The following is a 15,297-nucleotide window of genomic DNA, read 5'->3' as shown; positions in this document are numbered from 1 at the left end:
TCAGTGGCGTTCCCGCATCATAAGCGCGACAGGGTCGCGAGAAGCGAATTCATCGTGATTGACCGAACGGCCCGCTCCGTCGATGACGTTCGATCCGCCGTCACGGCGCCTTCGGCAGCTCGACATACTCCTCGAGCTGGCCGGCGATATACAGCCGCTTGCCGATACGCGGGTATTCGCACACGTCGTGTTCGAGCCGCTGCCCGCCAACGAGCAGCTCCAGCGGCGCCTCGCCGGTGTTCTGCACCGTATGCGCGTCGCCGCCGCGCGGAAAACCCAAAAAATCGCCGGGCCCGATTTCGCTGGCGTGCCCGCCGATCGTCACCGTGCCGGTGCCGGACAGCACGTACACGAATTCCTCTTCGTACAGATGGCGGTGATATTCGGCCGATTCGTGACCGGGCATCAGCGTGAGCAGATGAACGCCGAATTGCGTCAGGCCGGTCAGGTCGCCGAGTTGCCGCTTCAGACGAACGGCATTGGGATTGAGCGAATGCACCTCGCGCGTCGGTTCCATCTTCGCGATATCGGCGGCCTTCAGCAGTTCCCGGGGAAAGGAAGTCGACATGGGGATCTCGCAAGCGTGAATGCTTCGGTTGAACGCGCGGTGCCGGCGCGGCCCGCGCGATGACTATTGTCCGACATTTTCACGCCTGCGGATGTGTCGCGCGCCCCGCATGCCGCGCGGCACTTCATCGAACGCCAGAAAGTTGCGTACGCAACCGTTACGACGTCGGACGACGCGTGACGCTCAACCCGCGTGCACGCCGCGCAACCTCGTCAGCAATGCGACGAGCCGATCGATGTGCGCATCCTCCGTGCGCCACGACGACACGCTGATCCGGAACGCCGGCCGCCCCTGCCATACGGTCGCGCCGAACCACACGTCGCCCGACGCCTGCGCGGCTTCGAGAATCGCCGCCGTTTCCTCGTCGGTGCCGGCGCGCACGAGCACCTGGTTCAGCACGACGCGATTGATCACGTCGTAGCCGGCCGCACGCAGGCCATCCGCCACGCGCGCCGCCTGCGCGCAATGCCGCTCGACCATCGTCGCGACGCCCGCGCGGCCGAGCGAGCGCAGCGCGGCCCACACGGGAATGCCGCGCGCACGCCGCGAGAATTCGAGGTTCAGATTCTTCTGCGCATCCTGCGCGCCGCTCAGGTACACGGCGTCGCTGTTCATCGCGGTGGCGAGCGCGGCCGCGTCGCGGCAGATCACCATCGCGCCGTCGTACGGCGTGTTGAGCCACTTGTGACCATCGGTCGTCCAGCTGTCCGCGCCGTCGACGCCGTCCGTCAATGCGCGCTTCGACGAGGCCCGCGCCCACAGGCCGAACGCGCCGTCCACGTGGACCCACGCGCCGGCCGCCTTCGCGGGCGGAATCAGCGCCGCGAACGGATCGAATTCGCCGGTGTTCACTTCGCCGGCCTGCACGCAGAAGATCGTCATGTCGTCGAGCGGCGGCAACTGCGCCGGGTCGATCCGGCCGTGCGTATCGACCGGCGCGACGACGATGCGCTTCATCCCGAAGCCGAGTACGCGCAGCGCCTTCTTCACCGTGATGTGCGCGAGCGCGGAGATCACGACTTTCACCTCGGGGGCGCCGATCAGCCCGTCTTCGTCGATATCCCAGCCCTGGCGCGCGAGCAGCGCGCGCCGCGCGGCCACCAGCGCGACGAGCGTGCAGGCCGTCGCGCTCGTGCCGAAACCGACCGCGCTGCCTCCGGGCAACCCGAGCGCCTCGACGACCCAGCGCGCGGCCTGGCGCTCGAGCGTCGCGGCCACCGGCGAATTCGCATACGACGACGCGCACTGGTCCCACGCGAGCATCAGCCGCTCGGCCGCCGCCGCGGCCGGCAGCGTCGCGCCGATCACGAAGCCGAAGTAGTTCGGGCCATTCGATGCGACCGTCGCGGGCGTGCCGCGCTCGTCGAGCAGGCGCAGCACGTCGTCGGCCGGGCGGCCCGTATCGGGCAGCGGCTCGTCGAACGCCGCAAGGCCGGCGAGCGCCCCCGCATCGGGAAACGCGCGCCGTTCGTTCGTCGCGGCCAGATACGCGTGCGCGCGCCGGTCGGCATCGGCCAGCAGTGCAAGTTCATCCATGTCGGTTGCCTCGGTCGGAGTCAGAGTTGCGAGAGATCGCGGCCGAGCTGCCGCAGCGCGCCGTCGATCCGCTTGTAGTACGTGAACTTGCCGACGCGGGTCGCCTGCACGAGCCCGGCATCCGCGAGGATGCGCATGTGGCGCGTGGTCGTGGCCGGCGCGATGCCCAGTTTCTCGGTGATGTACGTGCAGCACACGCCGAGCGCGTCGACATCGCCGTGCGGCTGCGGCGGGAAATGCTTGCGCGGCTGCTTGAGCCAGCGCATCACGGCCAGACGGCTTTCGTTGGCCAGGGCGCTGAGGCGGGTGACGTCGTCCATAGGGTTCGGCTTCGTTTGTCGTTTTGAATATTAGCTAAATGACGAAATGTGGGCAATGAATCCGAGGCGCGCTTTTGGCGCGTGGTGTGGCTCGCCACGCGCCGGCATCGGGCGCCAGCACCGATGCAATCGCAGCGATATCGCCGCCGCAACCGCTCGCCGCTCGTACGCGGCGCAAGCAACGTGCCGCTACGCCAGCGCCTGCGCGAGCCTGTCGATCAACGCCCGCACGCGCCGCGGCTGCGCGACGCCGCCCGGATAGACGATCTGCAGATCTACGTCGCCCGGCGAGAACGCGCCGAGCACCTCGACGAGCGCGCCCGACGCCAGATCCCGCTCGATATCGACCAGCGACTTCAGCGCGATACCGTGCCCCGCGACGCACCACGCACGTACGAGCGCGCCGTCGTTGGCGACGCGCCGGCCGCGCACCACCACGCGCTTCAATGTGCCGTCGATGCTGAACGGCCATTCGGCATACAGATCCTGGCCGAAGCGCATCACGATGCAGTCGTGTTCGGCGAGTTCGTCCGGATGCCGTGGCGTGCCATGCGCGGCGAGATACGCGGGCGACGCGCACACCGCGCGCCGCGCCCGGCCGAGCGAGCGGCTGCGCAACGAGCTGTCGGCCAGCGTGCCGCGGCGGATCGCGAAATCGAGCCCGAGTCCGACGAGATCGACATATCCGTCGCCGAGATGCAGGTCGACCGTCACGCCCGGATGCTCGGCCAGGAATGCGTCGACGATCGGCACGACCCGCTCGCGCCCGAGATCGGCCGGCGCGCTGAGCCGCACGGGCCCCGACAGCGTCTGCATGCCCAGCCGCACACGGCTTTCCAGTTCGTCGGCCTCGGCCAGCAGGCGTCGCGCGCCGTCCACCAGCGTGCGCCCCTCGTCGGTCAGGCTGATCGCGCGCGTCGTGCGCGTGAGCAGCGCGGCGCCGTAGTGGCGCTCGAGCGCCGTCAGCCGTTCGGACACCGTGGCCGGCGACAGGCCGACCTCGCGGCCGGCCGCGGCCAGCCCGCCCTTCTCCACGATGCGCAGGAACAGCGCGAGGTTGTCGAGCAGCATTGTTCGCTCCATCCGAAGGATATTTTCGCCATCTTCCGGATTATCTGGAAAAGCCGCAAACGGTACAGTGATCGCGTGACGATCGACGCGCGGCCGCGCCGCGCTCACACGACGAAAGGAAATGCACATGGAATACCGTACGCTCGGCCGCTCCGGCCTCAAGGTCCCCGCCCTGAGCTTCGGCGCCGGCACCTTCGGCGGCACCGGCCCGCTGTTCAGCGCATGGGGCAATACCGGCGTCGACGAAGCGCGCCGCCTGGTCGACATCTGCCTCGAAGCCGGCGTCAACCTGTTCGACACGGCCGACGTGTATTCCGACGGCGCGTCCGAACGCGTGCTCGGCGCCGCGCTCAAGGGGCGCCGCGACCAGGCGTTGATCTCGACCAAGACGGGCCTGCCGACCGGCGACGGCCCGAACGACGCGGGCACGTCGCGCGCACGGCTGGTGCGCGCCGTCGACGACGCGCTGCGCCGCCTCGACACCGACTACATCGACCTGCTGCAACTGCACGCGTTCGATGCGAGCACGCCGGTCGAGGAAGTGATGTCGACGCTCGACGATCTCGTGCGCGCGGGCAAGCTCCGTTATATCGGCGTGTCGAACTTCGCCGGCTGGCAGATCATGAAGTCGCTCGCGGCGGCCGACCGGCACGGCTGGTCGCGCTACGTCGCGAACCAGGTGTACTACTCGCTCGTCGGCCGCGACTACGAATGGGACCTGATGCCGCTCGGCGCCGATCAGGGCCTCGGCGCGCTGGTGTGGAGCCCGCTCGGCTGGGGCCGGCTCACCGGCAAGATCCGGCGCAACGCGCCGCTGCCCGAACGCAGCCGCCTGCATGAAACGGCCAGCTACGGGCCGCCGGTCGACGACGCGCGCCTGTACGACGTGGTCGACGCGCTCGACGCGATCGCGGAGGAAACCGGCAAGACGGTGCCGCAGATCGCGCTGAACTGGCTGCTGCAGCGGCCGACCGTGTCGTCGGTGATCGTCGGCGCGCGCGACGAGGAACAGTTGCGGCAGAACCTCGGCGCGGTCGGCTGGGCGCTGACCGATGCGCAGATGGCGACGCTCGATGCGGCGAGCGCGGTGGAAGCGCCGTATCCGCATTTCCCGTATCGCCGGCAGGCAGCGTTCGCGCGGCTCGATCCGCCGATGCGCGGGTAAAGGGCAACGCTGACGCGGCGGCGCGACTCGTCGGTCGCGCCGATGTTCGATGCCCGCGAAGACGACTGCGACCAGCGGCAGAATCCGATTTCGCCTCGGGAGCAAGTTGATCTATTCGCTCAATCCCACGGATTCAGAATCGCGACACCGGTTTCAACAAAACCGGCAACGTTGCGCGTCACGACCGTCATGCCATGCACGATCGCCGTCGCAGCAATGAGCGCGTCCCGCTCGGATCGCCGGTCCGGCACATGGAGCCGTGCGCATCGTTGGGCGACGGCGGTATCGACCGGTAACACGCGCCCAGCGAACTCGGGCAGCACGTGCCCGTCAAGCCATGCCCTGAGAAGCGCCCCCTGTTCCGTGCCTCTGCGCTCGACCTGCAAGACACCGGTCTCCAGCTCCATGATCGTGATGGCCGAGACAAACAGCACCGACGCATCGACGGTCGAACACCAGGCCGCCACGTTCCTGTCCGCCTTGCCCGCCCGCACTTTCCGGAGTTCCGAAACCACATTGGTATCAAGAACGAACATCATCAGAAGCCGACCTCCTTGATTTTGACGTTTGCGGGCGGCGGGTCGAACTCAATGTCCTCGACACCCGGCATAGCGAGCGAGTCGGCAATGTTGCGCCGCTGCCGGGTGAGACGCTGGTATTCCTCGAAACTCAGCAGCACATGGGCCGGCCTGCCGCGGTCGGTGATGAACACGGGGCCATCCTTCGTCGCCTTCTTTGCCTTGGTCACGTCCTGGTTGAGCTCACGACTCGAGAGGGTGGTGATGGTCACGATGGACTCCTGCAAGCCATATATGTAGGTATGTTGCTACAAAATGTGAATCCGTGTCACTCCTGGCCCTGTGCGCCGGGATTCCTCGCGATATCTGTAGCAACGTCCTACAGTTACGAGAAACAACCGCACCGCATCCCCTGCTCGGCGATGCGCACCCGAATCCGAGGACTGCCCATGCCGAGTATCTTCGCCGCACCCGCCAATGCCCCGCCGGGCCCCGTCGCGGCGGAAACGCGCATGGTGCACGACGTGGCGACGCTGAAGCCGTCCGACTACCGCTCGGCGGACGGCGCGTCGTGGGTCATCTCGACCATCACGCCGGCCGCTGACAGCGGCGCGAACGTCACGGGCAACACGTATTTCGACACCGCGAAAGGCCGCACCGTCCCGGTACCCGACGCGCGCCGCCGCTATGCGAATCGCGGCACGTGGCAGGTCGTCGCGAGCGCGAGCCCCGCCGTGCCCGCGGCGGGCCGCTACGACTGGCTCACGCTCGCGTGGCTGCCGATCAACCGGCGGCCGCCGCCGCAAACGCCCGAGCATCTGTATTCGCCGTTCATTCGCGGCGGCACGATCGTCTATCGGTGGAATCCGGCCGCCGAAGGCGGCGAGCAGTTCGGCAACGTGCGGATGATCTTTCCGGAGTGGGCGCGGCAGGTGGCCGACGCGTTGCGGTCCGCACCGGCCGCGACGCAAGACGGTGTGTCGTCGGCGTCGCAACCGGCACTCGAGCGCCTGAAAGCGGACACGAATCCGATGACCGCCGTACTCGACTTCGGCGATGCGCTGCGCGAGGAACCCGCGGAGCGGATCGTTGCCCGACTGCCTGCGCTGCTGAGGGTGGAAGACCGGCGTGAACTATCGGCGATCGTGTTCCTGTGCCTGTCCGCCGCGCGCGATGAAGACCGGCCACGCTTCGTCGACACGATCAACGCGACGATCGCGGGAACCGACGACCGCGCGCGCCTGCTGGCGATCGCGTACGGCGCGTTCGCCGCAGGACGAACGCAACCGGTTCCATTCGGCGACAAAGCGCTGAATGCGTTCGTCAACGATGTGTTCGGTGCGCTGAAACAGCGGACGGCGGCGCTCGGCATACCGGTCACGCAAGGGTCGCCGTGGTACGCGTTCTTTACCGCGTATCGGCTCGGTGAGGCGGAATCGGGCAACGGCTCCCGACGCTGACGGCATCACGCTTCGCACTTCCCGCTTCCCGCAAGCCTGCCTGTCTATCAAAAAGCCGCCGCTGCTTGCGGCCGCAACGACGGCCGGCGCTTACGCCGCCTTTCGCTTGCGCGTGTCTCCTGCGTTCGATAAGACCCGCCTCACGGGAATTCCCGCCTGAATCAGCCGGGACCGAGTGATCGATGCGCGCCCGTTTTTTATCCTTGCATGACGCACCGACGGACAGACAACGGCCAGCCGTTCGCACAACGCATCGCCAGGCCGCGGTCCCGCGCGATTCGTTCGCCGTCCGCACAGGTGATGTTTTCCCGGCGGTGGCGCGTATTCGCGGCGACGTCCCTATAGTTCGAGGCACTCGACATTTCCACAGGAGCCCCGTCATGTTTGCATTCTCGATCCGCAACCTCGCCCGCTACGCCGTCCTCGCGTCGGCCGCCACCATGCTGCCGACCGCCGAAGCCGCATCCAGCCTGCCCGCCACGCCGACGATTCGCGCGATGGCCGGCGCGCAACCGATCGACCATCTCGACCCGAAGACGACCGCGCTCGTCGTCATCGATTTCCAGAACGAATACCTGAACGGCAGGATGCCGATCGCCGACGTCCAACAGGCGATGGCCAACGCGAAGCGCCTGATCGACTTCGCGGACCGCAACGGCATGCGCGTCTACCAGGTCCAGCACGTCGCGCCGGCAGGCTCGGCGTTGTTCGCACTCGGCGGCAAGACCGTCGAGTTCATTCCGGAAATGAAGCCGCGCGCGCAGGACGTGGTCGTGCGGAAGGAAACGGTCAGCGTGTTCGCGAGCACCGATATCGACAAGCGCCTGAAGGCGGACGGTATCAAGACGCTGGTGATCGCGGGCCTGATGACGCACGCATGCGTCGCCGGCGCCGCCCGGGATGCCGCGCCGCTCGGCTACGGCGTCGTGGTAGCATCGGACGCCTCTGCGACGCGCGCCATCGCACGCGCGAACGGCCAGTCGATCGACAAGGACACGCTGCACCGCGCCGCGCTCGCCGAGATCGAGGATACGTTCGGCGACGTGAAGACGACGGCCGACATCCTCGCCCTGCCGCTGCGCTGATCGTTCGCCGCACCGCACCCGTCGAAGCGGGTGCGGCGGCCCGATCACCGTTTCTTCCGCGAACCGGAGCCCGACATGGATCAACTGCTCGCGATGCGCGTCTATCGGAGCCTCGTCGAAGCAAAAGGATTCTCGGCCGCGGCCGATCGCCTCGACACGACCCATTCGACCGTATCGCGCCAGTTGAAACTGCTCGAAGCCGGCCTGGGCGTGCAGCTCGTCAACCGCAACACGCGCCATTTCTCGCTGACACCCGCCGGCGAGCGCTATTACGACGCATGCGTCGAGATTCTCGAGCGCGTCGCGGCAGCGGCGGAGAGTGTGACCGATACGCCCGGCCAGCCGTCGGGCGTATTGCGCGTCAGCATGCCGCTGTCGGTCGGCACGCTGGAAATGCCGGCATGGCTGCCCGCGTTCCGCACCGCCTACCCCGACATTCGCCTCGACGTGTCGTGCAGCGACCGCTTCGTCAATCTGATCGGCGAAGGGTTCGACGTCGCGCTGCGCATCAGCGGCGAACTGCCGGACTCCGATCTCGTCGCGAAAACCCTGGCGCTCTCCGACGAAATTCTCGTCGCGGCGCCGGACTATGTCGCGCGCTGCGGCCTGCCGCGCACACCCGCTGAACTGGCGAAACACGATCTGCTCGCCTACAGCGGCGGCGGCGACCGGATCAGTTGGCGCGTCACACCGCCGAACGGCGCACCGGTCACGGTGCGGCTCGACGGCCCGCTGCGCATCGATGCGATCACCGCGTTGCATGCGGCCGCGCTCGGCGGCCTCGGCATCGGCGCCTTCACGCACCACACGGTAAGCAACGACATCGCGCACGGGCGGCTCGTCCCGATCCTGCCCGGCCATACGCTGGCGAAGCGCCGCTACTACGCGCTGTATCCGAAATCCCGGCACGTGCCGCCGAAGGTGCGCGCGTTTGTCGACTTCGTCGCCGCGCTTTACGGCACGCATGCCGGCGGCGACGGCCAGTGAGCAAGCGATCGACAGCCGCCCGCGGATGCGCCGGGGCAGCCGCGACGGGCGTCATGTCGCGAACGCGTGAATGCCCTGTGCTCGCATCTGGCAGCGTTCCTATTCCGTTAAACCAGCCGATATACACCGGAGTGCGGCCGCGCCCACCGACCGCCACAAGGCATTCACGCGTGCACGCACGACGCCAAAAAAAGCGGCCGCTCGCGAGCGGAGCGGCCGTCAAGGAGAGATCCCTGTGCGGGATACCGGCGGACACCACACCAGACCGGCATGCATATTGTTGATGAACGGCACGCTGCTGACCATCGGCCCCGTCTGATTCGCTGCACGCCGACGTGAACGGCATGCAATCCCGGGCTACCCCGCCTGGCGCCTGTCGCTTTCCGCAACACGCCGTTACGTTCCGGAAAGGAACCCCATCCGCGGCAACCGGTCGAAACGCCGCACGACCGCCGACGGCTCGATCGCCGCGGCGGCCATCCGCCTTTCAGCCCCGCTCGATCACGTCCATCATTCTTCCTGCCTCATGCTGAGCATCGGTCCCTTCTCGATCCGCGTCGTCGCGGTAGCCGTCGCCGCGCTGCTGGCGTGGCTCGTCGCGCGCTTCATCCAGCGCCGTCCGCCGGACGGGCATCACAAGAGCGCGTCGAGCCTGATCCTCGACGTGCTGCTGCTCGGGCTGATCGCCGCTCGGGTCGGTTACGTCGCGCAATGGTGGCCGGATTATGCGGCGACGCCGCGCGCGATCGTCGCGCTCGGCGACGGCGGCTTCGACGCGCGCATCGGTATCGCGGCCGCGCTGGTGTTCGCCGGCTGGCGCCTGCGCCGTCTGCCCGCGCTGCGTCGGCCGGTGCTCGCCGGCATCGTCGCGGGCCTCGGTGCGTGGGGTATCGCGCAAGGCACGCTCGCGACGTTGCAGCGCGGCGCGCCGCCGCTTGCCGCGATGCCGCTCCAGGCGCTCGATTCGACGCCCGTGTTGCCGGCGGGCTTCGTCGGCAAGCCGGTCGTCGTGAACCTGTGGGCGACGTGGTGCGCGCCGTGCCGCCGCGAGATGCCGATCCTCGAACAGGCGCAGCGCGACCATCCGGGCATCACGGTACTGATGCTCAACCAGGGGGAAAGCGCGCAAGCGGTGCGCGCGTTCCTCGAACAGCAGCACCTGCGCTTCGATCACGTGCTGCTCGACCCTTCGCTGCACGCAATGCATGCGTATGGCTCGCGCGGGCTGCCGACCACGTTGTTCTTCGACGCGAAAGGCCAACTCGTGGAATCGCACATGGGCGAGCTGACCGCCGCGCGGTTGAAGGACACCGTTACGCAACGCTTCGGGCAGTAGCCCGCAACGCAGGAATCAGACCTGTCCGATAGGCCGGGCGATACACGGCCCGTACACTCGGGCCCATGATTTCGCTGATCCAGTCCGCCTTCGATATGGCGCGCGATGCGGTCGCGCACGTCGCGCGCCGCCCTTCGTTCCTGCGCAAGCTCGACATCGCCGTGCTCGCGCTGATCGTCGCGAGCGTGCTCGTCGTGATGGCCGACAGCGTGCAGGAGTTGCACCAGCAATACGGCCACGCGCTCTACGCGGCCGAATGGGCGTTCACGCTGCTGTTTTCCGCCGAGTACCTGCTGCGCCTCTGCACCGCGAAGAAGCCGGCCGCGTATGCGCGCAGCTTCTTCGGCATCGTCGATCTCGTGTCGGTGCTGCCGACCTACCTCGCGTTCTTCTTCCCGGGCCTGCACGCGCTGATCGACGTGCGGCTGCTGCGGCTGCTGCGCGTGTTCCGCATCCTCGGGCTGTCGATCTATCTCGAGGAAGGGCAGATGTTGATCCGCGCGCTCACGCGTGCGCGGCGCAAGATCTTCGTGTTCATCGGCGGGATGTTCGTGCTCGTCGTGATTCTCGGCACCGTGATCTTTCTCGTGGAAGGGCCGGAGCACGGGATCACGAGCATTCCGGTGGGCGTCTACTGGGCGGCCGTGACGATGAGCACGACCGGATACGGCGACCTGACGCCCGTCACGCCGCTCGGCCGGTTGATCACGTCGTGCGCGATTCTGCTCGGCTACGGGATCATCGCGTTCCCGACCGGGATCATGGGCGCGGAGCTGGTCGCGTCGGCGCTGGAGCACAAGCGGGCCGGCAAGGGCGACATATCCTGTTGCCCGCATTGCGGCGCCACGCTCCCGTCGCATGGGGAAACCGATGCGGCACCGCGCGGGCGCGCGGATGTGCATCGAAACGACACGTAGCCGACATTGCCGCCGGCCTCGAAAGCAGGCCACGACGACGCCCCTTCATCGCGCCTACCCGCCCAGCGTCTGCACGAACGCGGCCACTCCCGTCAGCATGATCTGCACGCCCACGCACAGCAGCAGGAATGCGGAGACGCGCATCGCGACCTTCGTCCCTTCGCTGCCGAGATAGCGCGCGAGCGTCGTCGCGCGGCTGTAGATCTGCCAGATCGCGAACGCGACGAGCGCCGCGACCGCCGCCGATACGACCCCCGACAACAGATAGTCGCTCGCCGTATGCGCGCGGTTCGCGTGCAGTGCGATGCCGGCCGCGATCGAGCCCGGGCCGATCGTCAGCGGCACGGTCAGCGGAAAGAACGCGCGCGACATCAGCTTGTGCAGGTCATCGCCGTGCGCGGCGGCGTCGCCGCCGGCCGGTACGTCCGGCGCGTTCAGCATCGACCAGCCGGCCACGGCCACCGCGAAGCCGCCACCGATCCGCAGCGCCTCCATCGATATTCCGAAGAAATTCAGCACCGGCGCGCCGGCGAAGAAAATCACGAGCAGCGTGGCGAAGACGTTCGTCGCGAGCCGCTTCGACAGAATCGCGCGCTCGGCTTCGGTCAGCGATTGCGTGCGCTCGAGAAACACGAATGCCATACCGACCGGATTGATGATGCCGATCAGGCCGGTGAAGCCGAACAGGATTTCAGGGATCAGACGGTCGAGCTGCATCGATCGTACTCTCCGGTAACGAACAGGAATAAAAAAGCGGCCAGTCGGGAAGACCAGCCGCGAAGAGGAGATATCTCCATGATCCGGCACACGGGGGTGTGCCGGGCCGCAGAACCTGAATTGTCGGGAATATGAACCGGGAAGGAAATCAGCCACGTCCGATTTTTGCGTCGCAGATCATCAGCATCGCGACGGCCGACCCCGGACAGACGCCCTGAAACTGGCTGGACGCCAGCAACGGCGCGGGCACCGCCTCGCGGGCGATACGGACGAAGCCTTGCGTGACGAAGTAGTCTTCCGCCGTCGTGGTCAGCAGCGCGACCGACTGGACGGCACGCGCGCGGCATTCCGCGAGCAGGCGGGCCACCAGCATCCGCCCGACGCCGGCGCGACGCGCGTGCTCGACGACAGCGATCGAACGAATGAGCGCATGGCGTCCGTGGAACTCGATTCCACCACACCCAACGATGCCGGATGCCGCGTCGGCAACGACGAAATGCGGCAGATGTACGGCAACGCCCGCAGTCGGCAAACCGCTGGCACGAAGCAGCGCGTCGATCGCGGTCAGATCGGATTCGGTCGCTTGACGAAGAAACACCATGGTTCCACTCCCGGTTTGCCGTGACATTCCCCGAATCCAGCACACTCGCGCAAATCCGACGCGCCGCGCCGGAATGCGCGCGATGCGCCCGGGTGTCCATTCAATGGCAATCTGTTTACATTTACATGCGGAATGCACATGCGAATGCCCGCTCGCCGCGTTGTGCGCCTTGGCGATACGTCGAGTATTCGGGGCGTCGCGTTCCGTATGTCAACAGACCCTAGATACGCGCTTGATTGACGCGCTTCGACAGTTCCTCCGCGCTTTCCTTGCGCTCGCTGTACCGGTCGACCAGATAGGGGCCGACGTCGCGCGTGAGCAGCGTGAACTTCACCAGTTCCTCCATCACGTCCACCACGCGATCGAAATACGCGGACGGCTTCATCCGTCCCGCTTCGTCGAATTCCATGAACGCCTTGGCCACCGACGACTGGTTCGGGATGGTCAGCATGCGCATCCAGCGCCCGAGCACGCGCATCTGGTTCACCGCGTTGAACGACTGCGAGCCGCCGCTCACCTGCATCACCGCGAGCGTCTTGCCCTGCGTCGGCCGCACGGCGCCCGTCGACAGCGGAATCCAGTCGATCTGCGCTTTCATGATGCCGGTCATCGCGCCGTGCCGTTCCGGCGAGCACCACACCATGCCTTCGGACCACATCACGTGCTCGCGCAGCTCGACCACTTTCGGGTGGCTCTCCGGCGCATCGTCCGGCAGCGGCAATCCGCTCGGATTGAACATGCGCACCTCGGCGCCCATCGCCGTGAGCAACCGCGCGGCTTCCTCGGTCAGCAGACGGCTGAACGAACGCTCACGCAGCGAGCCGTACAGAAGCAGGAACCTCGGCGAATGGGTCGATGGCGCCGCGGGCCGCAGGTGCGCGACGTCCGGCACTTGAAACAGCGTGGCGTCGAGTTGCGGCAGGTCTTTCAGGGAGTCGGTCATGGGGCGGTTCTCTCGTGATCTCGGGCCCGGCACTCGTACCAGCCCTTCGACCGGTTGACGATACGCACGACCAGCAGCATCGTCGGCACCTCGATCAGCACGCCGACGACGGTGGCCAGCGCCGCGCCGGATTGAAAACCGAACAGGCTGATCGCGGCCGCGACCGCCAGCTCGAAAAAGTTGGATGCGCCGATCAGCGCCGACGGGCAGGCCACGCTGTGCTTCTCGCCCACCGCGCGATTGAGCCAGTACGCGAGCGCCGAATTGAAGAACACCTGAAGCAGGATCGGCACCGCGAGCAGCGCGATCACGAGCGGCTGCCGCAGGATCGCTTCGCCCTGAAACGCGAACAGCAGCACGAGCGTGGCCAGCAGCGCGGCGATCGACCACGGGCCGGTCTTCGCCATGGCGGCGTCGAACGCCGCCTGCCCCTTCGCGAGCAGCATCTTGCGCCACAGCTGCGCGAAGATCACCGGAATCACGATGTAGAGCACGACCGACGTGAGCAGCGTCGCCCACGGCACCGTGATGGCCGACATCCCCAGCAGCAGGCCGACCAGCGGCGCGAACGCGATCACCATGATGCTGTCGTTCAGCGCGACCTGCGACAGCGTGAACAGCGGATCGCCGCCCGTCAGCCGGCTCCAGACGAACACCATCGCCGTGCACGGCGCCGCGGCCAGCAGGATCAGGCCCGCGATGTAGCTGTCGAGCTGTTCGGCCGGCAGCATCGGCGCGAACAGATGGCGGATGAACAGCCAGCCGAGAAACGCCATCGAGAACGGCTTGACGAGCCAGTTCACGACGAGCGTGACGCCGATGCCTCTCACATGCCGACGCACCTCGTGCAGCGCGCCGAAGTCGACCTTGACCAGCATCGGGACGATCATCACCCAGATCAGCAGCCCGACCGGGAGATTGACCTGCGCGTACGCCATCCGGCCGATCCGCTGGAACAGGTCGGGCAGCACCTGGCCGAGCGCGATGCCGGCGACGATGCACAGCGCGACCCAGATCGTCAGGTAGCGTTCGAAGAAGTTGATGGAAGGCTTTGCGACAGCCTTGCCCGGCGGGGCGACGTTGGACGTGTTCATCGGACAGGTTCAGCCTCGAAGTCGTTGGCGCTCGCGCGTTTCGGCAGACCGCCGCGCAAATGATCAGGTTTGCGAGATCGCGGTCAACGCCGTCTGGAGTTCGGCATGGCTCATGCGGTCCAGCGGCAGCGCGAGCAACTGCAGCATGCGATAGCCGATCGCCTGACGCGTGAGTTCGAACGCGCGGCGCTTGCCTTCGTCACCGCCCGTCGCATTCGACGGATCGGCGTAACCCCAATGGACTTTGACCGGGCTGCCGGGCCAGTACGGACAGGTTTCCGCCGCCGCGCCGTCGCACACGGTGATGACGACGCGCATTTCCGGCACGCCGTCGCCAACGAACTCGTCCCAGCTCTTGCTGCGGTATCCGGCCACGTCGACGCCGGCGTTCGTCAGCGCTTCCAGCGCGAACGGATTGAGGCGACCGCTCGGCGCGCTGCCGGCGCTGTAGGCACGCACATCCTTGCCGAGCTTCGCGGCCCAGTGATTGAGCATGCCCTCGGCCAGCACGCTGCGTGCCGAGTTGTGGGTACAGAGGATCAGGATGTTGGCGGTCATGGGCGATGCGCGCGAATGCGCGTCAGGATTGCCGGTTGCGGTTGCTCTTTGCCGACGGCGAACAGACGGAAACCGGCGAACACGGATTCCCGCCGCAACAGTTCTCCGTGAGATAGCCCAGCAGCCCGTTCATCGTGTCGAAGTTCGCGCAGTAGAAAACGAAGCGGCCTTCCTGGCGGCTGGTGACGAGCTGCGCATGAGCGAGTTCCTTCAGGTGAAAGGACAGCGACGATGGCGGCACGTCGAGCAGCGTCGCGATCCGGCCGGCCGGCATGCCTTGCGGCCCCGCCTGCACGAGCGCGCGAAAGACGGCAAGCCGGGATTCATGCGCGAGCGCGGCAAGGGCGGCAATGGTCTGGTTCGTTTCCATTGTTCGATAATAATCGAAATATGGAAACCAGGAAAGCGACGCCGAACCACG

Annotated in this window: 18 protein-coding genes; 6 read left to right on the top strand and 12 right to left on the bottom strand. The window is 67.1% G+C overall.

Annotation, left to right across the window (positions count from 1 at the left end; translation table 11 throughout):
* Positions 1-100 precede the first annotated feature (100 nt).
* From CFB35_RS17185 to CFB35_RS17170, 4 genes are all read right to left on the bottom strand, one after another.
* Positions 101-568 carry a cupin domain-containing protein gene (locus CFB35_RS17185; RefSeq protein WP_059576260.1) on the bottom strand — a complete coding sequence of 156 codons (468 nt, stop codon included), beginning with the start codon at positions 566-568 and terminating at the stop codon, positions 101-103.
* Positions 569-751: 183 nt separating this feature from the next.
* Positions 752-2,104, bottom strand: coding sequence for a pyridoxal-dependent decarboxylase (locus tag CFB35_RS17180; RefSeq protein WP_089465314.1), 1,353 nt, complete (start codon positions 2,102-2,104; stop codon positions 752-754).
* Positions 2,105-2,124: 20 nt separating this feature from the next.
* A complete protein-coding gene (locus CFB35_RS17175) occupies positions 2,125-2,424 on the bottom strand; it encodes a helix-turn-helix transcriptional regulator (protein WP_059576266.1) in 300 nt (99 codons plus the stop codon).
* A 189-nt stretch (positions 2,425-2,613) separates the two neighbouring features.
* A complete protein-coding gene (locus tag CFB35_RS17170) occupies positions 2,614-3,495 on the bottom strand; it encodes a LysR family transcriptional regulator (protein WP_059576269.1) in 882 nt (293 codons plus the stop codon).
* A gap of 127 nt (positions 3,496-3,622) precedes the next feature.
* Between CFB35_RS17170 and CFB35_RS17165 the strand changes: the two genes are divergently transcribed.
* Entirely contained in the window at positions 3,623-4,660 is a 1,038-nt protein-coding gene (locus CFB35_RS17165) for an aldo/keto reductase (RefSeq protein ID WP_059576272.1), read from the top strand.
* A 119-nt stretch (positions 4,661-4,779) separates the two neighbouring features.
* Here the strand turns inward: CFB35_RS17165 and CFB35_RS17160 are convergent, their stop codons facing one another.
* Together CFB35_RS17160 and CFB35_RS17155 are read right to left on the bottom strand one after the other, a co-directional pair.
* Positions 4,780-5,199: a type II toxin-antitoxin system VapC family toxin gene (locus CFB35_RS17160; RefSeq protein WP_179231754.1), complete on the bottom strand. Its 420-nt coding sequence runs from the start codon at positions 5,197-5,199 to the stop codon at positions 4,780-4,782.
* A complete protein-coding gene (locus CFB35_RS17155; protein WP_059576355.1) occupies positions 5,199-5,450 on the bottom strand; it encodes a type II toxin-antitoxin system Phd/YefM family antitoxin in 252 nt (83 codons plus the stop codon). The genes CFB35_RS17160 and CFB35_RS17155 overlap by 1 nt, the downstream gene beginning before the upstream one ends.
* Positions 5,451-5,627: 177 nt before the next feature.
* Between CFB35_RS17155 and CFB35_RS17150 the strand changes: the two genes are divergently transcribed.
* From CFB35_RS17150 to CFB35_RS17130, 5 genes are all read left to right on the top strand, one after another.
* Positions 5,628-6,638 (top strand): hypothetical protein, encoded by a 1,011-nt coding sequence (locus tag CFB35_RS17150; protein ID WP_059576275.1) that lies wholly within the window; start codon positions 5,628-5,630, stop codon positions 6,636-6,638.
* 380 nt (positions 6,639-7,018) lie between these two features.
* The gene (locus CFB35_RS17145; protein ID WP_081066609.1) at positions 7,019-7,723 is read left to right on the top strand and encodes a cysteine hydrolase family protein; all 705 of its coding nucleotides are present in this window, start codon (positions 7,019-7,021) and stop codon (positions 7,721-7,723) included.
* A 75-nt stretch (positions 7,724-7,798) separates the two neighbouring features.
* Positions 7,799-8,710 carry a LysR family transcriptional regulator gene (locus CFB35_RS17140; protein ID WP_059576278.1) on the top strand — a complete coding sequence of 304 codons (912 nt, stop codon included), beginning with the start codon at positions 7,799-7,801 and terminating at the stop codon, positions 8,708-8,710.
* Between the two features lie 526 nt (positions 8,711-9,236).
* Positions 9,237-10,046 carry a TlpA disulfide reductase family protein gene (locus CFB35_RS17135; protein WP_059576281.1) on the top strand — a complete coding sequence of 270 codons (810 nt, stop codon included), beginning with the start codon at positions 9,237-9,239 and terminating at the stop codon, positions 10,044-10,046.
* Between the two features lie 65 nt (positions 10,047-10,111).
* Positions 10,112-10,963, top strand: coding sequence for an ion transporter (locus CFB35_RS17130; RefSeq protein ID WP_059576284.1), 852 nt, complete (start codon positions 10,112-10,114; stop codon positions 10,961-10,963).
* A gap of 54 nt (positions 10,964-11,017) precedes the next feature.
* Here the strand turns inward: CFB35_RS17130 and CFB35_RS17125 are convergent, their stop codons facing one another.
* The 6 genes from CFB35_RS17125 to CFB35_RS17100 form a co-directional block, all read right to left on the bottom strand.
* A complete protein-coding gene (locus CFB35_RS17125) occupies positions 11,018-11,680 on the bottom strand; it encodes a MarC family protein (RefSeq protein ID WP_059576287.1) in 663 nt (220 codons plus the stop codon).
* A gap of 148 nt (positions 11,681-11,828) precedes the next feature.
* A complete protein-coding gene (gene arsN2 / locus CFB35_RS17120) occupies positions 11,829-12,281 on the bottom strand; it encodes an arsenic resistance N-acetyltransferase ArsN2 (RefSeq protein ID WP_230951141.1) in 453 nt (150 codons plus the stop codon).
* A 220-nt stretch (positions 12,282-12,501) separates the two neighbouring features.
* Positions 12,502-13,224, bottom strand: a complete 723-nt coding sequence (arsH, locus tag CFB35_RS17115) for an arsenical resistance protein ArsH (RefSeq protein WP_059576289.1) — start codon at positions 13,222-13,224, stop codon at positions 12,502-12,504.
* Positions 13,221-14,318 carry an ACR3 family arsenite efflux transporter gene (arsB, locus tag CFB35_RS17110; protein WP_059576292.1) on the bottom strand — a complete coding sequence of 366 codons (1,098 nt, stop codon included), beginning with the start codon at positions 14,316-14,318 and terminating at the stop codon, positions 13,221-13,223. The genes arsH and arsB overlap by 4 nt, the downstream gene beginning before the upstream one ends.
* Positions 14,319-14,381: 63 nt before the next feature.
* On the bottom strand, positions 14,382-14,876 hold the full coding sequence (locus CFB35_RS17105; protein ID WP_059576295.1) for an arsenate reductase ArsC: 495 nt from the start codon (positions 14,874-14,876) through the stop codon (positions 14,382-14,384).
* 22 nt (positions 14,877-14,898) lie between these two features.
* Positions 14,899-15,246 (bottom strand): helix-turn-helix transcriptional regulator, encoded by a 348-nt coding sequence (locus tag CFB35_RS17100; protein ID WP_059576298.1) that lies wholly within the window; start codon positions 15,244-15,246, stop codon positions 14,899-14,901.
* Positions 15,247-15,297: the final 51 nt, after the last annotated feature.

The organism is Burkholderia sp. AU16482 (genome assembly GCF_002223285.1).
Lineage (GTDB): Bacteria > Pseudomonadota > Gammaproteobacteria > Burkholderiales > Burkholderiaceae > Burkholderia > Burkholderia semiarida.
Note: the sequence above shows the minus strand (reverse complement) of the source record. Positions and strands in the feature narration are given on the sequence as shown.

What these genes read in the sequence shown, in the direction of transcription:
- CFB35_RS17185 (WP_059576260.1), bottom strand. Translation starts at nt 568, where the DNA reads ATGTCGACTTCCTTTCCCCGGGAACTGCTGAAGGCCGCCGATATCGCG.
- CFB35_RS17180 (WP_089465314.1), bottom strand. Translation starts at nt 2,104, where the DNA reads ATGGATGAACTTGCACTGCTGGCCGATGCCGACCGGCGCGCGCACGCG.
- CFB35_RS17175 (WP_059576266.1), bottom strand. Translation starts at nt 2,424, where the DNA reads ATGGACGACGTCACCCGCCTCAGCGCCCTGGCCAACGAAAGCCGTCTG.
- CFB35_RS17170 (WP_059576269.1), bottom strand. Translation starts at nt 3,495, where the DNA reads ATGCTGCTCGACAACCTCGCGCTGTTCCTGCGCATCGTGGAGAAGGGC.
- CFB35_RS17165 (WP_059576272.1), top strand. Translation starts at nt 3,623, where the DNA reads ATGGAATACCGTACGCTCGGCCGCTCCGGCCTCAAGGTCCCCGCCCTG.
- CFB35_RS17160 (WP_179231754.1), bottom strand. Translation starts at nt 5,199, where the DNA reads ATGATGTTCGTTCTTGATACCAATGTGGTTTCGGAACTCCGGAAAGTG.
- CFB35_RS17150 (WP_059576275.1), top strand. Translation starts at nt 5,628, where the DNA reads ATGCCGAGTATCTTCGCCGCACCCGCCAATGCCCCGCCGGGCCCCGTC.
- CFB35_RS17145 (WP_081066609.1), top strand. Translation starts at nt 7,019, where the DNA reads ATGTTTGCATTCTCGATCCGCAACCTCGCCCGCTACGCCGTCCTCGCG.
- CFB35_RS17140 (WP_059576278.1), top strand. Translation starts at nt 7,799, where the DNA reads ATGGATCAACTGCTCGCGATGCGCGTCTATCGGAGCCTCGTCGAAGCA.
- CFB35_RS17135 (WP_059576281.1), top strand. Translation starts at nt 9,237, where the DNA reads ATGCTGAGCATCGGTCCCTTCTCGATCCGCGTCGTCGCGGTAGCCGTC.
- CFB35_RS17130 (WP_059576284.1), top strand. Translation starts at nt 10,112, where the DNA reads ATGATTTCGCTGATCCAGTCCGCCTTCGATATGGCGCGCGATGCGGTC.
- CFB35_RS17125 (WP_059576287.1), bottom strand. Translation starts at nt 11,680, where the DNA reads ATGCAGCTCGACCGTCTGATCCCTGAAATCCTGTTCGGCTTCACCGGC.
- arsN2 (WP_230951141.1), bottom strand. Translation starts at nt 12,281, where the DNA reads ATGGTGTTTCTTCGTCAAGCGACCGAATCCGATCTGACCGCGATCGAC.
- arsH (WP_059576289.1), bottom strand. Translation starts at nt 13,224, where the DNA reads ATGACCGACTCCCTGAAAGACCTGCCGCAACTCGACGCCACGCTGTTT.
- arsB (WP_059576292.1), bottom strand. Translation starts at nt 14,318, where the DNA reads ATGAACACGTCCAACGTCGCCCCGCCGGGCAAGGCTGTCGCAAAGCCT.
- CFB35_RS17105 (WP_059576295.1), bottom strand. Translation starts at nt 14,876, where the DNA reads ATGACCGCCAACATCCTGATCCTCTGTACCCACAACTCGGCACGCAGC.
- CFB35_RS17100 (WP_059576298.1), bottom strand. Translation starts at nt 15,246, where the DNA reads ATGGAAACGAACCAGACCATTGCCGCCCTTGCCGCGCTCGCGCATGAA.